This window comes from Pseudomonas sp. TE3895 (assembly GCF_056278855.1).
On the sequence record NZ_JBWBQE010000001.1, the window covers coordinates 2,494,870 to 2,515,973 of the forward strand.

Genomic DNA, 21,104 nt, shown 5'->3' on the forward strand with positions numbered 1-21,104 from the left:
CCCGTGCCGACTCGCTACCTGAGTTGCAACGAAAGGCTGAAACGTTAAGGAGTCTGGCATGGCGGGTGTTATGGATTCGGTCAACCAGCGCACGCAGCTGGTGGGGCAGAATCGCCTGGAATTGCTGCTGTTCCGCCTCAATGGCGAACAGCTTTACGGCATCAATGTGTTCAAGGTCAGGGAAGTACTGCAATGCCCTGCGCTGACCCTGCTGCCCAAGGCGCACCCTGTGGTGCGTGGCGTTGCCAATATTCGCGGGGCGACCATCCCGATCCTCGACTTGTCGATGGCCACCGGGTTGCGGCCGCTGCAGGAAGACACACGCAACAGCTTCGTGATCATCACCGAGTACAACACCAAGACCCAAGGCTTCCTGGTGCATTCGGTGGAGCGCATCGTCAACATGAACTGGGAAGAGATCCATCCGCCACCCAAGGGGACCGGCCGTGATCACTACCTCACCGCGGTCACCCGGGTGGACAACCGCATGGTCGAGATCATCGACGTGGAGAAGGTGCTGGCCGAAGTGTCGCCGTCGTCCGAGTCGGTATCGGCCGGTGTGATCGATGCCGAAGTGCAGGACAAGGCGGTGTTGATGCGGGTGCTGACCGTCGATGACTCGTCGGTGGCGCGCAAGCAGGTCAGCCGTTGTCTGCAGACCGTAGGGGTCGAGGTGGTGGCGCTCAATGATGGCCGTCAGGCGCTGAACTACCTGCGTCAGCTGGTGGATGAGGGCAAAAAACCGGAAGAAGAGTTCCTGATGATGATCTCGGACATTGAAATGCCCGAAATGGACGGTTATACGCTAACCGCAGAGATTCGCAGCGATCCGCGCATGCAAAAATTGCACATCTGCCTGCATACTTCGCTTTCCGGGGTGTTCAACCAGGCAATGGTCAAGAAGGTCGGCGCCGATGACTTCCTGGCCAAGTTCAAGCCGGACGACTTGGCCCAACGGGTGGTCGACCGGATCAAGGCAGCGCATTGAAGCAGCCGGGGGCATGCCCCCGGCACCAGTGATTGAAAAGAGGCGGCAGTAGTGTCTACGGGTAATTTGGATTTCGAACAGTTCCGGGTCTTCCTGGAGAAAGCCTGTGGCATCCTGCTGGGCGAGAATAAGCAGTACCTGGTTTCCAGCCGTCTCAACAAGCTGATGGAACAACAGGGCATCAAGAGCCTGGGTGAGCTGGTGCAGCGCATCCAGGCCCAGCCGCGCGGCGGTTTGCGCGAGCAGGTGGTCGATGCCATGACCACCAACGAGACCCTGTGGTTTCGCGACACCTACCCCTTTGAGGTGTTGAAGAACAAGGTGATCCCCGAGTTCATCCGCAACAACCCCGGCCAGCGCCTGCGCATGTGGTCGGCGGCCTGTTCGTCGGGGCAGGAGCCGTATTCCATCTCGATGGCGATCGACGAGTTCGAGCGCAGCAACCTCGGCCAGTTGAAGATGGGGGCGCAGATCGTCGCCACCGACCTCTCCGGCACCATGCTGACCAACTGCAAGACCGGCGAATACGACAGCCTGGCGATTGCCCGCGGCCTGTCCCAGGAACGCCTGCAGCGCTACTTCGACCCCAAAGGGCCGGGGCGTTGGGCGGTCAAGCCAGCGATTCGCAGCCGTGTCGAATTCCGCTCGTTCAACCTGCTCGACAGCTATGCCAGCCTGGGCAAGTTCGACATCGTGTTCTGCCGCAATGTGCTGATCTATTTCTCGGCGCAGGTGAAGAAGGACATCCTGCTGCGCATTCACAGTACCCTCAAGCCCGGTGGCTACCTGTTCCTCGGCGCCTCGGAAGCGCTGAACGGCTTGCCGGACCATTACCAGATGGTGCAGTGCAGCCCGGGGATCATCTACCAGGCCAAGTAAGCACGAAGGCCGGTATCGAGAGATGCCGGTCTTTTTGTTTGCCTATCCGCTGTTCCTGCCGAGCTCCCCGTAGGACCGGGTTTACCCGCGAAGAGGTCGGCCCTGCTGGCCAATCTCCACCCGCCGTTCACCGTTGCTGCCGCTACCGTATTCGCGGGTAAACCCGCTCCTACGACGGATCGGGGGTGGACATAGGTCGGTGGTTGGGCACAGGCCGCGTGTAGGAGCGGGTTTACCCGCGAAGAGGCCCGCACAGGAAAACACTGACGTCAATTTTTTGTTTTGCCGCTTTTGCCGCCCATCAATTGCCGCTTTTGTCACCTCAGGCGGAAGGCCTTTGCCGCTTTTCTGGCATCAACCTGACAGTACTGCGCCGCAATCCTCCCTAAACACGGGCTTTTCAGTGGTTGGCACAGCCCTTGCTATACCTTGCTCAACGAAATTCCGGTCAACCTCTGAAGGTTTCCCCGACATGAGCATCAGTTTCGACAAGGCGCTTGGTATCCACGAAAAGGCCCTGGGCTTCCGCGCTCAGCGCGCCGAGGTGCTGGCCAACAATATCGCCAACGCCGACACGCCCAATTACAAGGCGCGTGACATGGACTTTTCTTCGGTGCTCGCCGCCGAGACCAGCAAGCAGCAAGGCGGCCGCTTCGCCATGGACCGTACCAACAGCCGGCACATCGAAGCCGAAGGCCTCGCCATCGCGGCTGACGATACCCTCAAGTACCGTACACCGCTGCAGCCGTCGATCGACCAGAACACCGTGGACGCGCAGATCGAGCAATCGAACTACACCGAAAACGCGATTGGCTTCCAGGCAAGCTTCACCTTGCTCAACAGTAAATTCAAAGGGCTGGTTTCCGCCCTGCGGGGAGAATGACCATGTCCCTTTCCAGTGTCTTCAACATTGCCGGTAGCGGCATGAGCGCACAGAACACGCGTCTGAACACCGTGGCGTCCAACATCGCCAACGCCGAGACCGTGTCTTCGAGCATCGACCAGACGTACCGCGCCCGTCACCCGGTGTTCGCCACCACTTTCCAGAATGCACAGGCCGGCAGCAGCCAGTCGCTGTTCGAAGACCAGGGCGAGGCAGGGCAGGGCGTGCAGGTAAAAGGCATCGTCGAAGACCAGAGCACGCTGGAAGCACGCTACGAGCCGAACCACCCGGCGGCGAACAAGGACGGCTACGTCTACTACCCGAACGTCAATGTGGTCGAGGAGATGGCTGACATGATCTCCGCCAGTCGCGCGTTTCAGACCAACGCCGAACTGATGAATACGGCCAAGAGCATGATGCAGAAAGTGCTGACCCTGGGGCAGTGATAAGGAATTCAGACCATGGCAATCGATACTAACGGTGTAAACCTCAATGACGTGCTGTCGGCGTCGGGCGTGGGCACCAGCACCAAAAAGACCACGGACACTGCATCCAAGACCGGCAACGATTCGCTTGGCAAAGATGCCTTTCTGCAGCTGCTGGTCACCCAGATGCAACACCAGAACCCGCTGGACCCGCAGGATAACAGCGAGTTCGTTGCCCAGTTGGCGCAGTTCAGCAGCCTGGAAGGTATTACCTCGCTGAACGATTCGGTCAGCTCCATCACCAGTGCAATGGCCTCGTCCCAGGCGCTTCAGGCGTCGTCGCTGGTAGGGCGCTCGGTGGTGGTTCAGAACGACAAGGCTGTGGTTGATACCGCTGAAAGCTTCAATGCCCAGTTCGTTGTGCCTCAGGCAATCAGTGAAGCGAAGATCACTATCAAGGACAAGGATGGCAACACGGTCAAGACCATCGAGTTGGGTGAGCAGAAAGCCGGTTACGCCGACTTCATCTGGGACGGTACCAACAACAGTGGCGAGAAAGTCGACCCGGGCACTTACACCTTCACCGCTAGCACCACAGTCGATGGCGAGGCGGTGCAAATGAGCACGCTGTTGCCGGCCAAGGTAACCAGCGTCAGCTTCAGTGCCTCAGGAGAAATGGTGCTCAACCTTGCCGGTGTAGGCAAGGTCTCCCTCTCCGACGTGCAAACCATCGGTATCTAAGGCCCGCTAGCGCGGCAAAAGGAGCGAATTCATGTCTTTCAATATCGGCCTTAGCGGTCTGTACGCAGCCAACAAACAACTGGATGTCACCGGCAACAACATCGCCAACGTCAATACCACGGGGTTCAAGGCCTCGCGTGCCGAGTTCGCGGATGTCTATGCGGGCGCCAACCGTCTGGGTGTGGGCAAGAACCAGGTGGGCAATGGTGTGCGACTGGCAGCCATTTCCCAGCAATTCACCCAGGGTGATGTAAACACTACGGGCAACGCGCTGGACATGGGTATCCAGGGCCAGGGCTTCTTCGTGCTGTCTGACAACGGCTCGAAGGTTTACACGCGGGCGGGTTCTTTCCAGCCTAGCAAGGACAACTTCGTCGAGACCTCCGATGGCCTGCGCCTGCAAGGTTACATGGCGGATGCCACCGGCAAGATCCAGAAAAGCGGCCTGACCGACCTGAAAATCGACACATCGGCATTGCAGCCCAAGCCGACCTCGTTGATCGATCAGGGTATCAACCTGAACTCCTCGGCGGCCTCGATTCCTTTCCAGGTGTATGACAACACCAAGCCGCCAGCCATGGCTGCATTCGACCCTGCGGACCCAAGCACTTATCAGCGCTCTAGCACCAGTACCGTGCTGGATGCTGACGGCGTTCAGCACGAAGTGCAGCAGTACTACCGCAAGACCGATACCAACGAATGGACCATGTACACGCTGGTCGATGGTCGAAACCCGTTCGATCCAGCCAGTACCACCCCGCTGGCCGGCACCATCAACTACAACAGTGATGGCACCATCAGCTCCATGCTGGCCGACACCACGGGTGTGCCAAGTGGGGCGTCGTTCACTGTCAGCAATGGTGCATTTGCCATGACTGGCTGGGTGCCGGCCGCTCAGGATGCGAATGGCGACTGGGTTGCCAGTGGCGCGGCAGGTACTGACCAGGCGCTGGGTGTTACCTCGCCTGCCTTGGTGGCGAACAAGCCGTTCGACCCTTCTGACGATACGACCTATACCCGCTCGTTCCCGACCAAGGTGTATGACAGCCAGGGCAACGAACACACCATGGAGCAGTTCTACCGTAAGACGGGCACCAACGAGTGGACCATGTACACGCTCGTTGATGGGCGTAACCCGTTCAATCCGGGGAGTACGGAGCCACTGGTGGGCACGATCGCATTCAACAGTGATGGTTCGGTCAACTCGATGACGGCCGACAATACGGGGCATCCGGTGGGCACCTCGTTCACGGTCGTCAACAATACCTTCAGCATGATTGGCTGGGTGCCGGCAGCCGAAGATGCTTCAGGTAACTGGAGTGCCAATGGCGCGGTGGGCGATGCTGCCGGCATGAAAATGTCGATGGCCAGCACCACCTCCTACAACACTGAAACTGCGCGCATGTCCCAGTCTCAGGACGGTTATGCCACGGGCATTCTGTCCAACCTGAGTATCGACGCGACAGGTGTATTGTTCGCCTCCTTCAGCAATGGCCAGTCGCGCGCCATTGGCCAGGTAGCGCTGGCGAGTTTTGCCAACGAGCAGGGGCTGCAGCAAATCGGCAGTACCCGTTGGACCGAGACCTACAACTCTGGCATTCCGGGTATCGATTCGCCGAAAACCGGTACTTTGGGTGCGATCGAGTCCAACTCCCTGGAAGGTTCCAACGTCAACCTGACGCAAGAGCTGGTTGATCTGATCAAGGCGCAAAGCTACTACCAGGCGAATGCCAAGACCATTTCGACCGAAAGCACCGTGATGCAGACCATCATTCAGATGACTTGATCGTCATCGTTTGAGTGAGTGCAGGCGAACCCCTTTCTCGTGAAGGGGTTCGTTGTTTTTGCAGGAGGGGTGATGAAAAGGCTGTTTGTCGGAATGCTGCTCGCCTGCTGTCTTGGTCAGGTGCAGGCGGCGCCAGCGCCTTACTGGCGATGGGAAAGCCTGGTAGATGGGCGTCTGGTGTGTTCCCAGTGGTCGCCAGGTGAAGGCTGGAGACGCTTTGCCGGGCCCTACAACAATGCGCGTTGCCGTGACCTGCCGTAGGCACAGGTTTGCCTGCAAATGAAACCTTTTTGCCGCCAGCGGCAAAACAGCGCCGGATAACCGGCGGCCGTCGCTGCATGGGCTTTCTCAACTGCCCGTATTCATGGGCTTTTTCCTGCTTTTAGCAAGTTGGTTCGGAACTTGCTTTAGCCCCTGTAGAGCAACGGCGAACGGCAAACGGCCGCCAGTGCAATGGAGGATGATTGTGGACAAGATGCTTTATGTGGCCATGACCGGGGCTAGCCAGAACGCGCTGGCGCAGAAGGCTCATGCCAACAACCTGGCCAACATTTCGACCAATGGTTTTCAGCGTGACCTGGAGCAGGCGCGCTCGATGCCGGTGTTCGGTGACAGCTTTCCGGCGCGTGCCTTTGCCATGACCGAGCGCCCAGGCACCGACTTCAGTGAAGGCCCGATGGTGGAAACCGGCCGTGACCTGGATGTGACTGTGAGCGGTAACGGTTTTATCGCCGTGCAGGCGCCAGATGGCAGCGAAGCGTATGTGCGTACCGGTAGTCTGAACATCGATGCTCTCGGGGTATTGCGTACTGGCAACGGTATGCCTGTGCTTGGCAACGGCGGCCCGATCGCCATCCCGCCCGAGCAGAAGGTCGAAGTCGGCTCCGATGGCACCATCAGCATCCGTTCCATGGGTGAAGACCCGCGCGTGATGGCGGAAGTCGACCGCATCAAGCTGGTCAACCCCGACACCAAAGGCCTGACCAAGGGCCAGGACGGGCTGATTCACACCTCGTCCGGCCAACCCGCGGATGCCGACGTCAACGTGCGGGTGGTTTCAGGTTTTCTGCAGGGCAGCAACGTCAATGCTGTCGAGGAAATGACCTCTGTACTGGCGCTGTCCCGCCAGTTCGAACTGCACGTCAAGATGATGAACGCAGCCAAGGAAGGCGACGAAGCCATGGCGCGTGTTTTGCAACTCGGCTAACCACATTTGAACGGGTGCCGTAATTCAGGCGCACGAGGAGAACACTAAATGCTTCCGGCTCTCTGGGTCGCTAAAACCGGCCTGTCCGCACAGGACACCAACCTGACGGTCATCTCCAACAACCTGGCCAACGTCTCGACCACCGGCTTCAAGCGTGATCGTGCCGAGTTCCAGGACCTGCTGTACCAGATCAAGCGTCAGCCAGGCGCGCAGTCTACCCAGGACAGCGAACTGCCGTCGGGCCTGCAGGTCGGTACCGGTGTGCGCATTGTCGGCACGCAGAAAAACTTCCAGACCGGTAGCTTGCAGACCACGGAAAACCCGCTGGATATGGCTGTCAATGGCCGTGGTTTCTTCCAGATCCTGCAGCCTGACGGCACCGTCTCCTACACCCGCGACGGTACGTTCCACCTGAACTCCGATGGCCAGATCGTCAACGCCGATGGTTTGGCGCTGGAGCCTGCCATCGTGGTCCCGAACGACGCCCAGACCTTCACCGTCGGGCAGGACGGCACCGTGTCGATCACCACCGCCGGCAACCCGGCTGCGCAGGTTATCGGCAACATTCAGACCGCCGACTTCATCAACCCGGCTGGCCTGCAGGCGATGGGTAACAACCTGTTCCTGGAAACCGCTGCCAGTGGTGCACCGCAGGTCGGCACTCCGGGCCTCAATGGCTTCGGCACTACCCTTCAGCAGACGCTGGAAAACTCCAACGTCAGCACGGTGGAAGAGCTGGTGAACATGATCACCACCCAGCGCGCCTACGAGATGAACTCCAAGGTCATCTCCACCGCCGACCAGATGCTGTCGTTCGTTACTCAGCAGCTCTAAGCCCTGTCGCTTTGTTACACCCGTGAGGTTTGCATCATGAATCGTCTGTTGTCCGTGTTCGCCCTGGGGGGGGCGGTGTTGCTGGCAGGTTGCGTCGCACCGACGCCCAAGCCCAACGACCCGTACTATGCGCCGGTGTTGCCGCGCACCCCGTTGCCGGCAGCGGCCAACAACGGTTCGATCTACCAGGCCGGTTTCGAGCAGAACCTGTACAGCGACCGCAAGGCGTTCCGGGTGGGTGACATCATCACCATCACGCTCAATGAGCGCACGTCCGCCAGCAAGAACGCGGGCTCGCAGATCGCCAAGACCAGCAAGACCGACATCGGCCTGACTTCGCTGTTTGGTACCACGCCCAACACCAATAATCCGTTCGGTGGCGGCGACCTTTCGCTGGAGGCCGGTTACAGCGGCGATCGCGCCACCAAGGGCGACAGCAAGGCTACCCAAGGCAACACGCTGACCGGTTCGATCACCGTCACCGTGGCCGAGGTGCTGCCCAACGGCATTATCGCCGTGCGCGGCGAGAAGTGGCTGACCCTGAACACCGGCGAAGAGCTGGTGCGCATTGCCGGCATGATCCGCGCTGACGATATCGCCACCGACAACACCGTGCCGTCCACCCGTGTGGCCGACGCGCGCATCACCTACTCCGGTACCGGTTCGTTCGCCGATGCCAGCCAACCCGGGTGGCTGGACCGCTTCTTCATCAGCCCGCTTTGGCCTTTCTGAGTACGGATGACCATGTTCAACGTAAGGCAGCTGATTGCCACAACCCTGCTTTTGTCCTGCGCCTTCGCTGCCCAGGCCGAGCGTCTGAAGGACATTGCCAGCATCTCTGGCGTACGTTCCAACCAGTTGATTGGTTACGGCCTGGTGGTGGGCCTCAATGGCACGGGTGACCAGACCACCCAGACGCCGTTCACCCTGCAAACCTTCAACAACATGCTGTCGCAATTCGGCATCAAGGTGCCGGCCGGTTCCGGCAACGTACAGCTGAAGAACGTTGCCGCAGTGTCGGTGCATGCCGACCTGCCACCGTTCGCCAAGCCGGGCCAGGTGGTGGACATCACCGTGTCGTCGATCGGTAACTCGAAAAGCCTGCGCGGCGGCAGCCTGTTGATGACCCCGCTCAAGGGTATCGACGGCAATGTCTACGCCATTGCCCAGGGCAACCTGGTCGTGGGCGGCTTTGATGCCGAAGGTCGTGACGGCTCGAAGATCACTGTCAACGTTCCGTCGGCCGGTCGTATTCCGGGTGGTGCCAGTGTCGAGCGTGCGGTGCCGAGTGGCTTCAACCAGGGCAATACCCTGACCCTGAACCTCAATCGCCCCGACTTCACGACCGCCAAGCGCATCGTGGACAAGGTCAACGACCTGCTCGGCCCCGGCGTGGCCCAGGCCGTGGATGGTGGTTCGGTGCGAGTCAGTGCGCCGATGGACCCAAGCCAGCGCGTGGATTATCTGTCGATCCTCGAAAACCTCGAAATCGACCCGGGCCAGGCGGTGGCCAAGGTCATCATCAACTCGCGTACCGGTACCATTGTCATCGGCCAGAACGTCAAGGTGTCGCCGGCGGCGGTAACCCACGGCAGCCTGACCGTGACCATCACCGAAGACCCGATCGTCAGCCAGCCGGGGGCCTTCTCCAATGGCCAGACTGCCGTGGTGCCACGCTCGCGGGTCAATGCCGAGCAGGAAGCCAAGCCGATGTTCAAGTTCGGCCCAGGCACCACGCTGGATGAAATCGTCCGCGCGGTGAACCAGGTGGGCGCAGCGCCCGGCGACCTGATGGCGATCCTCGAAGCCTTGAAGCAGGCCGGCGCCTTGCAGGCCGACCTGATCGTGATCTGAGGACGGCGCGGATGAACAGCAAAAGCCTGGTTTCCGGCAGTGCCGACAGCGGTGCCTACACCGATCTCAATCGCCTGAGTTCGCTCAAGCATGGCGACCGCGACAGCGATGCCAACGTGCGCAAGGTAGCCCAGGAGTTCGAGTCGCTGTTCATCAGCGAAATGCTCAAGGCCTCGCGCAAGGCAAGCGACGTACTGGCCGACGACAACCCGATGAACACCGAAACGGTCAAGCAGTACCGTGACATGTATGACCAGCAACTGGCTGTGAGCATGTCACGCGAAGGTGGTGGTATCGGGCTGCAGGATGTGCTGGTGCGCCAGCTGTCGAAGAACAAGGCCAGCCAGGCCAGCACCAGCCCGTTTCCACGTACCGAGGGCAACGCCCCGGCGCTGTGGGGCAACAAGGTGGCCGAGCCCGTGCATGCCACCCAGTCGACCGCCACCCGCAACGACGTCGCTGCACTCAACGCGCGTCGTCTGGCGCTGCCGAGCAAACTCACCGATCGCCTGCTGGCCGGCATCGTGCCATCGGCGGCCACTGCAAATACCGCCACTGTGCCTGCCCGTGACGGCCAGCAAGTGGCCAAGGCCTTCGCCGTGCCGGACAACGGCCTGCGCATTGTCGGCCGCGCCGTGGCCCAGCCGCCGCTTGCACCGAACAAGGCCTTTGGCGACAGCGATGAATTCGTCGCCACCATGCTGCCGATGGCCGAAGAGGCGGCCAAGCGCATTGGTATCGATCCACGCTACCTGGTGGCCCAGGCTGCACTGGAAACCGGGTGGGGCAAGTCGGTCATGCGCAACACCGATGGCAGCAGCAGCCACAACCTGTTCGGCATCAAAGCCACTGGCAACTGGGACGGCGGTGAGGCGAGGGCGATTACCAGCGAGTACCGTGATGGCCAGTTCGTCAAGGAGACGGCGGCGTTCCGTTCGTACGATTCCTACCAGGACAGCTTCCACGACCTGGTGAGCCTGTTGCAGAACAATTCGCGCTATCAAGATGCGGTGAAGGCCGCCGATAAACCAGAGCAGTTCGTGCAAGAGTTGCAAAAGGCCGGGTACGCCACCGACCCGAATTACGCCAGCAAGATCTCGCAGATCGCAAGACAGATGAAGTCGTACGAGCACTACGCAATGCTCGGTACTGCAACGAAACTTTAAGGGCATGGAACCATGGCGAGTCTGATCAACATTGGTATGTCGGGGCTGGGTGCCGCGCAATCGGGGATGTACACCCTCGGTAACAACATCGCCAACGCCGATGTCGAAAGCTACTCGCGCCAGCAGAACGTGCAGAAGACCAAGGGCGGCCAGCAGGTCGGTCAGGTTTTCATCGGCAGTGGCACCACCCTGGCGGACGTGCGCCGGGTGTACAACGCGTTCATCGAGAACCAGCTGCGCACGACCACCTCGCTGAGCAGTGAGGCGTCCTCGTACCTGGATCAGATCACGCCGCTGGATACCTCGCTGTCCAGTAGCGATACCGGTATTACCGCCGCGCTGCAGAGCTTTTTCACCTCCATGCAGGATGCGGCAGCCAAGCCAACCGAAGACGCTTCGCGCCAGCTGTTGCTGACCAGCGCACAGTCTCTGGCCAAGCGTTTCAATACCTTGTCGTCGCAGTTGAATCAGCAGTTGAGCAATATCAACAGCAACATGACGGCGATTACCGACCAGGTCAACAACCTGACCAAGACCATCGCCGGGTTGAACGAGCAAATCGCCCGCGTGGGTGCTGTTTCCGGCCAGCCCAACGACTTGCTGGACCAGCGTGACGGCGCAGTGCGTGAACTGAACAAGCTGATCGGCACGGACGTGGTCGAGCGTGACGGCACCTACGATGTCTACCTCAAGAACGGTCAGGCGCTGGTGCTGGGTAATACTACCCAGACGGTGGGCGTGGAGCCTACGGCGAGCGACCCGGGCCGTTTGAGCCTGGTGCTCAACCGTGGCTCGACCAAGATGGATATCACCAGCAGCGCTACCGGAGGCGAGCTGGGTGGGTTGATCCGTTACCGCAGCGAAACCCTCGACCCTGCGCTTAACGAGCTTGGGCGTGTGGCCTTGGTGGTGGCAGACCAGATCAATAGCCAGTTGGCCCAGGGTATCGACAAGGATGGCAATTTTGGCGCCACCCTGTTCGGTGACATCAACAGTGCCAAGGCCATGAGCGAGCGTAGCGTCGCCAAACTGGGCAACAGCATCGGCTCCGGTAACCTGGATGTCAGCATCAAGGACACCGGTAAACTGACCACCAGCGACTACCAGGTGACTTTCACCAGCGCGACCGGCTACAGCGTGCGCAAGTTGCCGGAAGGCACCGAAATGGGCAGTTATGACCTCAATGACACGCCACCGCCGGTCATCGATGGCTTTACCCTGTCGCTCAATGGCGGCGGTTTGAGTGCTGGTGACAGCTTCAAGATCACCCCCACTCGCAACGCGGCCGCCAATATCGAGACGGTCCTCACCGACCCCAAGCGCCTGGCGCTGGCGTCACCACTGACGGCCACCAATGGTGCCGGCAACAAGGGCACCGGGGTGATCACCCAGCCGACCCTGACCTCGCAACTGGATATCTACGACGCCACGCAGCGTTCGCAGCTGCAGGCAGGCCTGAAAAACTCCACCCCGGTCAAGCTGGTGTTCGGTGACGAAACCACTTCGCCCCAGGCTTACAAACTGTACGACGCCAAGGGTACGGAAATCGGCAGCGGCACCATCGTGCCGGGCCAGGCGAACAAGCTGCAGCTGTCGGTGCCGATGGTCGATGGCAGCGGCAATGCGACCGGTAGCAGCTTTACCTTCGAAATGAGCGTTTCCGGCGCGCCGCAGAACGGCGACAGCTACACCGTAGCGCTGACGGGGGCAGGCTCGGCCGATAACCGCAATGCCCAGTCGGTGATCGACCTTCAGACCAAATCCACGGTTGAAGTGGGGGCCAATGGCAAGGGCATCAGCTTTACCGATGCCTATGCCAAGCTGGTTTCAAACGTTGGCGGCAAGGCTGGCCAGGCGGAAATGGACAGTGATGCCACCAATGCGCTGCACAGTTCTGCGCTGGACAGCCGCAACAGCCTTTCCGGCGTGTCGGTCGATGAAGAGGTCGGCAACCTGGTCAAGTTCCAGCAGTACTACACCGCGTCGTCGCAGATTATCAAGGCGGCACAAGAAACCTTCACCACCTTGATCAATGCTCTTTAAGGAGGCGTAGACCATGCGCATTTCCACTTCGCAGTTCTACAACAGCAACAGCGCCAACTACCAGCGCAGCTTCTCCAACCTCGACAAGACTCGGCAAGAGGCTTCTGACGGCATTCGGGTGCGTCGGGGGGCTGACGACCCGGTAGGTGCGGCACGTCTGCTGCAACTCCAGCAGCAACAGAACATGCTCGACCAGTACACCCGCAACGTTACCAATGTGCGCAACGCCCTGGGCACCGCAGAAAGCACGCTGAATGCGATTGGCACCATCCTGCAGCGCGTCAATGAGCTGGCCATCAGTTCGGGCAACGCCGGTTTCACCGATGCAGACCGCAAGGCCAATGCGACCGAGCTGGCGTCGCTGGAGGATCAGCTGTTCTCGTTGATGAACAGCAAGGATGAAAGCGGTGCGTACCTGTTCTCGGGGTCCAAAGGTGATACACCGCCTTATGTGCGAAACGCTGATGGTACTTATACCTATCAGGGCGACCAGGGCAAACTGAACCTGCAAGTCGGTGACATGCTTACCCTGGCAGCTAACGAGACAGGCTACGATGCCTTCGAGCAAGCGCTCAATACAAGCCGTAGCGAAACCAGCCTGGTGTCGCCGGCCACCGACGATGGCCGGGTCAATTTGTCCAATGGCCAGGTGAGCGGTAGCGCGACGTATAACGACCGCTTCCGCAGCGGCGAGCCGTACACCATCGAGTTCACCAGCAGCACCCAGTTCAAGATCACCGATGCCGAAGGCAAGGACGTGACGCTGGAAGCCAGCCAGGGGGGCACCTTCGACCCCAATGGCAAGAACACTACGATCAATTTCCGAGGTGTTGACCTGCGCCTGGACATCACCCTCGAGGAGGGCGATGCAGCCGACCCTGATGCGGCCATTGCCGGTCATGTCTTTAGCCTGAGCTCGAAGGCAGATGAAATCAGCGGCACCCGTAGTGCAGGCAACAGCTCGTCGGCCCAAGTGACGGGCGCGACCATCACCGATGCGCAAAAGTACAAGTCCGCATTCCCTGAGGGTGCTGTACTGAAGTTTACCAGCGCTACCGAGTTCGAGCTTTACGCCTCCCCCGTGAGCGCCGACAGCAAACCGATTTCCAAGGGCACGCTCAGTGGCAACACGGCGACCGCCATGGGGGTCGAGTTCACGCTTTCGGACACGCCGAGCGCGGGCGACAGCTTTGGCATCAAGGTCGACACGCATCAAACTCAAAACGTCCTCGATACCATCAGCCAGTTGCGTGCGGCGCTGGCCACCCCGGTCGATAATGACCCTGCGGCTAGGCAGAGTTTCCTGGCATCGCTGGACTCGGCGATTGGCAACATCGCCAGCGCCACCAACCAGGTCAGTTCCTCAATATCGTCGATTGGCGGCCGTGGCCAGGCGATCGATGTACAGGTGGAAACCAATGAGGCACTGAGTGGCGAAAACGCCAAGACCCAGAGCTCGATTCGTGAGAGCGATCCGGCCGAGGTGATGATTCGTCTTCAGATGCAGTCCAACATGTTGCAGGCCTCGTTGCAGGCGTATGCCAAGATTGCCGGTCTCTCGCTGGTCAATTACATCTGATGTTCGCGGGCATTTGCCCGTCATGACGCAAGGACAGGCCGGCCAGGGCTGATAACGACCGGCCGGTTCGCCCTTCTGAACGCCTGCTTGTTCCCAAGCGCACCGCCCCTCCATCAAGGTCGTCATCGTGTCAGAGCAGCCACTCGTCAGCATCGCCATTCCTGCCTTCAATGCCGATTTCTTTCAAGCGACCTTGGTCAGTGCGCTTGGCCAAGACTACCCCAACCTGGAAGTCGTCATTTGCGATGACAGTGCTGGTATGGAAATCGAGGCAATCTGCCAGGCGCTCGGCAAGGGTACGGCGGTGCCCGTGCGCTATACCCGCAACCCTGTTCGGTTGGGTTTTGCACGTAACCTGCAAGCATGCTTGGAGCAGGCCAACGGGGCGTTGGTGAAGTTTCTGTGTGATGACGACCTGTTGCTCGACAGTTGCATCAGCCGGCAAGCACAAGTGCTGACGCAGTGGCCCCAGCTCAGCATGGTGATCGGGCAGCGCCTGCTCTGGTCTGCTGATGACATCCTCCTGCCTTCCCGTGCGCTCAACAGCGTGATTGCGCCGCAAAGTGCCGTGCTTGTGGGTACGGACTTGCTGGCCAGCATCGCCGAGAATGTCCCGAATCTGTTCGGCGGTATCAGCCATGTGCTGTTCCGTCGAGCCCAGGTGCTGGAGTACCTGCCGCAACTGGTCCAGGGTGGCCAGGGGTTCGCCGCACGACTGGACCTGGCCTTGTATGCATGTCTGTTGCGCCGCGGGCATCTGGCGAGCCTGGAGCGCATACTGAGTGTGGAGCGCATCCACCCAGGCCGGCTCAGTCATCACTCCAGCATGACCGAGGCCTACAGGCATGAAACCGAATGGCTGCAGCAGATGCTGGCGGCGCGCACCGGCGAGTCGGCGCCGGCCAATGGCTGGGTCCGTTACCTGCCGCTGGAGGCTTACGACCCTGAGGCCGACCAGGCCTGGGAGGAGTTGGACATCCGCCGCTTCCATGCCGGCCAGGTCGCCAATTTCTCGCAGCAGGTAGGCACTCACGCACTCAGCTTCACCGAGCTCTATGCCGAATGGCTGGCCTGCCGCAACCTGTCTGACGGGCAGTTGCGGTTGCTGCCAAAGCGGATCGAACAGTGGCCAGCACAGCCCGGCATCGTTCCGATCGTAACCTGTCGCGAGGGCGATGAAAGCGCACTGCGTGCCACCCTGGACTGCCTGGCTGCACAATCCTATGCCGCCAGCCAGGTGTTGGTGCTGGTGCCTGATTGCTTCGACAGGGTTGACGCGCCAGGCGTGCACTACCTGGCCTTGAGCGGTAGTGGGTACGCTCAACTCAACCAGTGGCTGGCAGATACGCGCGTAGCCGACTGGGTGCTGCTGTTGCGTGCCGGTGATCGCCTACGGCCGCATGCGCTGGTCGTCATGGCCGAGCGTATGGCGCTGCGCGCCGAGAGCATGTGCCTGTACACTGATGAAGATACCTTTGGAGCCCTGGCACCCGGCAACCCGATTTTCAAGCCGGACTTCAACCTCGATTTGATGCGCAGCGTGCCCTACGTGGGCCGTACCCTGGCATTCAAGCGTACGGCGCTGCTGGCACTGGAAGGGTTCGACACCCAGTTCGAGAGCCTGGCGCCACAGGACCTGCTATGGCGAATGGTCGAGGCTCATGGCTTGCACGTGGTAGAGCATGTCGCGCAGATGCTGGTGCAGTGCCAGTGGGGGTACACAGACTGGATGGGCGAGCCGGCAGGGCAGGCTGAGGCGGCGCGCGTGGTCGAGGCGCACTTGCGTCGCATAGGCGTCGACGCTTTGGTTGAGGGGGCTGCCGGCAGCTTGGTTACGCGTGTGACCTATCGGCATGAGCAGCAGGCTAGTGTTTCGATCCTGATCCCCGCAGGGGCCAACCTGAATGCGCTCAGGCGTTGCGTCGAGTCGCTGTTCCAGTACACCGAATACAGCCAGTTCGAAGTGCTGGTCATCGCCAATGGCGACGAGCCGCAGGCTGTCACCGAGTGGTTGGCGGCGATGCGTGGCCTGGGCAGTGACCAGTTGCGCGTCATCGATGTTCAGGCGCAGGGCAGGGCGGCGATCCTCAATCAGGCCAGTCAGCATGCTCATGGAGCTTACTTACTGTTGCTCGCACCGGAGTGTGCGCTGTTTGAACCGCGCTGGCTCACTACCTTGATGAGTCAGGCGCAGCGTCCCGAGGTCGGCCTGGTGGGGCCGGCGCTATGCGGCAGCAACGGCGAGCTGGTTTCTTCCGGCCTGGTGCTCGGTCTTGGCGGCGGTACAGCAGGTAGCCCATTCTCGGGCAGCTTCCTGACAGCCGAGGGTTACATGGGGCGCCAGCAACTGGTACAGAACTGGAGCGCACTGAGCCTGGACTGCCTGCTCATTCGCCGGACACTGTTCGAGGAGCTTGAGGGGCTGGACACCTCGGCCTTCCAGGTCGCGTTGTTTGACGTTGACCTCTGCCTGCGTGCGCGTGAAAAAGGCTTCCTGTCGGTGGGGACACCCTTTGCTCGCGTCATGAGGCTAGCGGGTGCTGCTGCTGTCGGGCTGGCTGACGAGCTTGCCAGAGCCGACCGGGACGTTGCTTACGACCGTTGGCTGAGCCGCATTGCCCGGGACCCGGCCTACAACGACAACCTGAGCCTCAAGTTCGCCAACTTCAACCTCGAGCCAGGCCTGCGCAGTGGCTGGGACCCCTTCATTGCCCGTGCCATGCCGTCAGTGCTGGCGTTGCCGATCAATACCACGGCAGTAGGGCATTACCGGGTAATCCAGCCATTCACCGAACTTGAGCGGGCGGGCTGGATTCAGGGGCGGGTCAACCATGTCTCCCCAGGCATTATCGAGCTTGAGCGCGAAAAACCCGATGTGATGATCCTGCAATGTCGTTACATGCCGGGCAACATCAGGGAAATGGCGCAGTTCAAACGCTTTTCGCACGCGCGGATGATCTACGAGCTGGACGACTACATCATCGATCCGCCGAAAAAGAACGACCATGCCCGCAACCTGCCCAGCAATCTTGCGGAGTTGGTGGCCCAAGGCATCGGGCAGTGTGATCGCTTGGTGTGTTCGACCGAGCCGCTGGCTGATGCGTTATCCAGCATGCATCAGGACATCCGCGTAGTGCCCAACATGTTGTCCGCCGCGCTTTGGGCTGGCCTTTCCAGTCAGCGTCAGACCAGTATCCGGCCGCGAGTCGGATGGGCGGGTGGCACTAGCCATCGTGGTGACCTGGAGTTGTTGCAAGAGGTAGTGAAGGCGCTTGCCAACGAGGTTGACTGGGTCTTCTTCGGCATGTGTCCGGACCCCTTGCGCCCCTATGTGAAAGAGTTTCACAAGGCGGTTCAATTGGCGGACTACCCGCGTAAGCTCGCCAGCCTCAACCTCGACCTGGCGTTGGCACCGTTGGAGCAGAACCTGTTCAACGACTGCAAGAGCAACCTGCGCTTGCTGGAGTACGGTGCGTGTGGTTTCCCGGTGATCTGCAGCGACACCAAGGCCTACGCCGGCTACCTGCCATGTACCCGGGTCAAGGACAACACCACCGAGCAATGGCTGGACGCGATTCGCATGCACCTGGCTGACCCGCAGGCCAGTTACCGTCAGGGTGATGCGCTGCGCGAGGAAGTGCTGCGTGACTACATGCTGATGCCGCACCATTTGCAGCATTGGGCCAACGCCTGGTTGGCAGACTGAACGTTGGCGTGGGGTGATGCCCGCGCCTGATTGACAATTGGACAGGTGCAATATGATCGATACCGCAATCGGCTCGCGCAATGATGTGACCGTTGTTTTGCTGGGCGAGGATCAGGCGCACAGCCGCGTCCGCGCGCAGCACTACTACCAGCAGGCTCAGGTGCCCTGTGTGGCGTTTGACTTGCCGCCTGGGTCGAGTTCGGCTGGGTTCGTTCAGGCCCTCGCGGAATGTCTGGCGGGGCTCGCCACGGCTTATGTGGTGCTGGCGCTGGATACCGACTTCGTGCTGGCCTCGTCTCTGGACACTGCAGCGGCGTGTCTGCACGCGCAACCTGGGGTGGTGGCTGCGCAAGGCCAGTTGTTGGGCTACAGGCCTGCGAGTGGCAAGGTCGAGTACTACCGGGTAGGTTCGGCATTTGCACCTGCCCTTGCCGAAACCGCTACAGCCAGGCTTTTGCAGTACGCCCAGTCTGGGCAGCAAGCCTGGCGTGCGGTCATGCGTGTGTCGACTTTGCAAGCCGTGTTGATGGCTTTGCCAGACAACCTGGATGCGCCTGCCGTGCGTGTGGCGATGTCCCTTGCAGTGTTGGCTCAAGGGCCGGTTGCACACCTGGCCCAGACCGATGTGGTGAGTGAGCATGAGCCCGCCGGCTACAGTCCGGTAGAGCGTGAAGAGCGCCTGACTCAGCTGGTACGCGGCCTACGCCAGTGGGACGCTGAGCTGTATCGGCTATGTGGTGACGAACAAGGCTTCACGGCCCTCAACCGGTTTGTGCGCAGCACCTACGATCTGAGTGCGGCGTCGTTGATCTTCACGTCCAGCTGGCGCAGTGTGATCGATGACCCTGAGCGGTTGTTCGAGCCACATCAGGACGTACAGCTGCCCTATTACAATGGCGCCCTGTTTGCACGGTTGACCGAGCTTGAGTTTCTCTGCCACGCATGGCCGACCAGCCCGCAGCAGCAACGTGCGCTGGAAGGGATCTGGGTGCAGCAGCGTGACTTGTTGCAGGCGCACCCCAACGATACTGCAGAAAGCTTGAGCCACCGCTATTGGCAGGCCTTGGCGTTGAGCCTGTTCAACAGCGAGGTCTGCCATCTGCTGTTGTCCATGCTGGACAGGGCAGTGGAAGCTGCGCATGTTCGTGAGCTGACGGATTGGCTTGTACGCCTCGAACAGATCCCGGGTATCCATGAGCAGTGCCGTTTGCAGGGTACCCCGTCGGGTCAGGTGATCGATGCCATCGCTGCCGCTACACCGGATGAGGCTGGGCGCCAGCGCGTGCTCCAGTACCTGGCAAAGCACCCGGCCGAGCAGATCGCCTTCGTGGTTCTCGATCTTGAAAACGACGATCAAGCGCTTCAGGCTACGTTCGACAGCCTGCTTGCCAGCGGCATACGCAATTTCAAGCTGCTAGTGCTCAAGGCTGGCAAGCCACCGGCCATCACCACCCCGCGCGACACGCTGCATTTCATTCAGGTCAGTGACAGCAATTGGGTGAATCACCTGAATCAGGCGGTGCGACAGTTGCCGAGTGCCTGGCTGATGCTGCTGAATGCCGGGGATGTGCTGCTTGCCGGCGGCCTGTTGCGTCTGTCGGTGGAGCTTGTCGATGCGCCGGCCTGCCATGCCATTGCCGCGAATGAAGTTCAGCGCGACAGTGAAGGGCGTTTGCACCGTGTTGAGCGCCCCGGTGCAGACCTCGATCTGCTGCGCAGCCAGCCAGGGTTGATGTCGCGGCATTGGCTGGTGCGTCGCCAGACGGTACTGGATCTGGGAGGGTACAGTGAAACCTGCCCAGAGGCGCTGGAGCTCGACCTGCTGCTGCGTCTGGTGGAGGCCCAGGGCTTGAGCAGCCTGGCGCACATGGCCGACTATCTGGTGATCGGACAGCAGGGCGGTAGTGTACTGGATGAGGCAGCCGCCAAAGTGGTTGGCCGACATCTGACGCAATTGGGTTATCGCGCGCAGGTGAAGATACAGGCAAATGAAGGGTTGTCTATCGACTACCGCCATTCGTCCACGCCGTTGGTAAGCGTGCTCGTCGCGAGTGAAGGCGATGCCTCGCAGCTGCAGGCTTGCCTGCGGAGCGTGCTGCAGCGTACCCGTTACCCACGCTATGAAGTGCTGGTGGTGTGTGCCGAGCATGAGGTTGCGGCGCTGCAGCAGTTCGCCGGCAAGGTGCATGTTCTGGTCGGTCAGCCGGGCGAGTCGCGCAGCCAATGGCTGAACCTGGCGGCGAGCCAGGCACGAGGGGCTTATCTGGTGCTGGTGTCTGAGCGCAGTCAGGTCATTACCCCTGCCTGGATCGAGGTACTGCTTAATGAGGCTCAGCGCCCGGAAGTGGGTGTGGTAGGTGCCTGCCTCGAGGGGGGGGATGCTGCTCTTCTGCATGCAGGTTATACCTTGCTGCAGGGGCCGCAGGTGGCTTCGCCCTGGCAGGGCCTGAAGCCGCAAGCCTGTGCTGAAGCCAGATGGCCATTGGCAGTGCGCGGTTGTCAGGCGGTCAGCGCCGACTGCCTGATGGTGAGTAAGGATGTGTTCGAGCATTGCGCGGGTTTGCAGGTTGCTCAAGGTGCCGATATCGATCTGTGCCGGGCCGTTGTCGAGGCCGGGCAATTGGTGGTGTGGACGCCGCAGGCCAGGCTGCTGCTCAGCGCCCTGCCTGAAGCGGATCATGCGTTGGCGCAGGCGTTGCTTGATCGCTGGCCCGCTGCCTTCAGCGAGCAGGCTGCGTCGACCTTGGGCTGGCTGGAACAGGTCGGATAGGCCGAGGCGGATTATTGACAGGGCTGCAAGCTCGCATGCAGCCCTGTCCTGCCTGTTTCGACAATACCCGCGAGCCGGGCCGATCAAGGCCGGCTCCACGCTTGAGCCATACATCCCGCTGCACCCGCATTTACCTTGCCCACTCAGGCTGATTGGCAATCTTTTTGCTAGATAACGGCAACGTACTGAATTGGTCAGTATTTTGTCAGCCCGCTATGGGCGTCAGCCTGTCAAGGTGTGTCG

Annotated in this window: 16 protein-coding genes; all 16 read left to right on the top strand. The window is 60.6% G+C overall.

The genetic code is table 11. The annotated features are described in order from the left end of the window. Positions 1 to 58 precede the first annotated feature (58 nt). The gene (locus ACZ889_RS11330; RefSeq protein WP_010955104.1) at positions 59 to 988 is read left to right on the top strand and encodes a chemotaxis protein CheV; all 930 of its coding nucleotides are present in this window, start codon (positions 59 to 61) and stop codon (positions 986 to 988) included. A 51-nt stretch (positions 989 to 1,039) separates the two neighbouring features. Further along, positions 1,040 to 1,867, top strand: a complete 828-nt coding sequence (gene cheR, locus ACZ889_RS11335) for a protein-glutamate O-methyltransferase CheR (protein ID WP_004575768.1) — start codon at positions 1,040 to 1,042, stop codon at positions 1,865 to 1,867. Positions 1,868 to 2,339: 472 nt separating this feature from the next. Beyond that, complete coding sequence (flgB, locus tag ACZ889_RS11340) at positions 2,340 to 2,750, top strand: flagellar basal body rod protein FlgB (RefSeq protein WP_012051595.1); 411 nt, start codon at positions 2,340 to 2,342, stop codon at positions 2,748 to 2,750. A gap of 2 nt (positions 2,751 to 2,752) precedes the next feature. After that, positions 2,753 to 3,196, top strand: coding sequence for a flagellar basal body rod protein FlgC (flgC, locus tag ACZ889_RS11345; RefSeq protein ID WP_012051596.1), 444 nt, complete (start codon positions 2,753 to 2,755; stop codon positions 3,194 to 3,196). Positions 3,197 to 3,211: 15 nt separating this feature from the next. After that, complete coding sequence (gene flgD / locus ACZ889_RS11350; protein WP_012051597.1) at positions 3,212 to 3,916, top strand: flagellar hook assembly protein FlgD; 705 nt, start codon at positions 3,212 to 3,214, stop codon at positions 3,914 to 3,916. 31 nt (positions 3,917 to 3,947) lie between these two features. After that, positions 3,948 to 5,702, top strand: coding sequence for a flagellar hook-basal body complex protein (locus ACZ889_RS11355; protein WP_047604196.1), 1,755 nt, complete (start codon positions 3,948 to 3,950; stop codon positions 5,700 to 5,702). A 72-nt stretch (positions 5,703 to 5,774) separates the two neighbouring features. Next, the gene (locus ACZ889_RS11360) at positions 5,775 to 5,963 is read left to right on the top strand and encodes a hypothetical protein (RefSeq protein ID WP_012051599.1); all 189 of its coding nucleotides are present in this window, start codon (positions 5,775 to 5,777) and stop codon (positions 5,961 to 5,963) included. Positions 5,964 to 6,168: 205 nt separating this feature from the next. Beyond that, a complete protein-coding gene (locus tag ACZ889_RS11365) occupies positions 6,169 to 6,909 on the top strand; it encodes a flagellar basal body rod protein FlgF (RefSeq protein WP_012051600.1) in 741 nt (246 codons plus the stop codon). Between the two features lie 48 nt (positions 6,910 to 6,957). Beyond that, the gene (gene flgG, locus ACZ889_RS11370) at positions 6,958 to 7,743 is read left to right on the top strand and encodes a flagellar basal-body rod protein FlgG (protein WP_012051601.1); all 786 of its coding nucleotides are present in this window, start codon (positions 6,958 to 6,960) and stop codon (positions 7,741 to 7,743) included. Positions 7,744 to 7,779: 36 nt separating this feature from the next. Continuing rightward, positions 7,780 to 8,475: a flagellar basal body L-ring protein FlgH gene (flgH, locus tag ACZ889_RS11375; RefSeq protein ID WP_012051602.1), complete on the top strand. Its 696-nt coding sequence runs from the start codon at positions 7,780 to 7,782 to the stop codon at positions 8,473 to 8,475. A gap of 12 nt (positions 8,476 to 8,487) precedes the next feature. Beyond that, the gene (locus ACZ889_RS11380; RefSeq protein ID WP_004575771.1) at positions 8,488 to 9,597 is read left to right on the top strand and encodes a flagellar basal body P-ring protein FlgI; all 1,110 of its coding nucleotides are present in this window, start codon (positions 8,488 to 8,490) and stop codon (positions 9,595 to 9,597) included. Between the two features lie 11 nt (positions 9,598 to 9,608). After that, entirely contained in the window at positions 9,609 to 10,763 is a 1,155-nt protein-coding gene (gene flgJ, locus ACZ889_RS11385; RefSeq protein WP_476257381.1) for a flagellar assembly peptidoglycan hydrolase FlgJ, read from the top strand. 12 nt (positions 10,764 to 10,775) lie between these two features. Further along, positions 10,776 to 12,806: a flagellar hook-associated protein FlgK gene (flgK, locus tag ACZ889_RS11390; protein ID WP_180688652.1), complete on the top strand. Its 2,031-nt coding sequence runs from the start codon at positions 10,776 to 10,778 to the stop codon at positions 12,804 to 12,806. Positions 12,807 to 12,819: 13 nt separating this feature from the next. Continuing rightward, a complete protein-coding gene (locus ACZ889_RS11395; RefSeq protein WP_180688651.1) occupies positions 12,820 to 14,385 on the top strand; it encodes a flagellar hook-associated protein 3 in 1,566 nt (521 codons plus the stop codon). A 127-nt stretch (positions 14,386 to 14,512) separates the two neighbouring features. Then, on the top strand, positions 14,513 to 18,091 hold the full coding sequence (locus ACZ889_RS11400) for a glycosyltransferase (RefSeq protein ID WP_180688650.1): 3,579 nt from the start codon (positions 14,513 to 14,515) through the stop codon (positions 18,089 to 18,091). A gap of 52 nt (positions 18,092 to 18,143) precedes the next feature. After that, positions 18,144 to 20,861 carry a glycosyltransferase gene (locus ACZ889_RS11405; RefSeq protein WP_476257382.1) on the top strand — a complete coding sequence of 906 codons (2,718 nt, stop codon included), beginning with the start codon at positions 18,144 to 18,146 and terminating at the stop codon, positions 20,859 to 20,861. Positions 20,862 to 21,104: the final 243 nt, after the last annotated feature.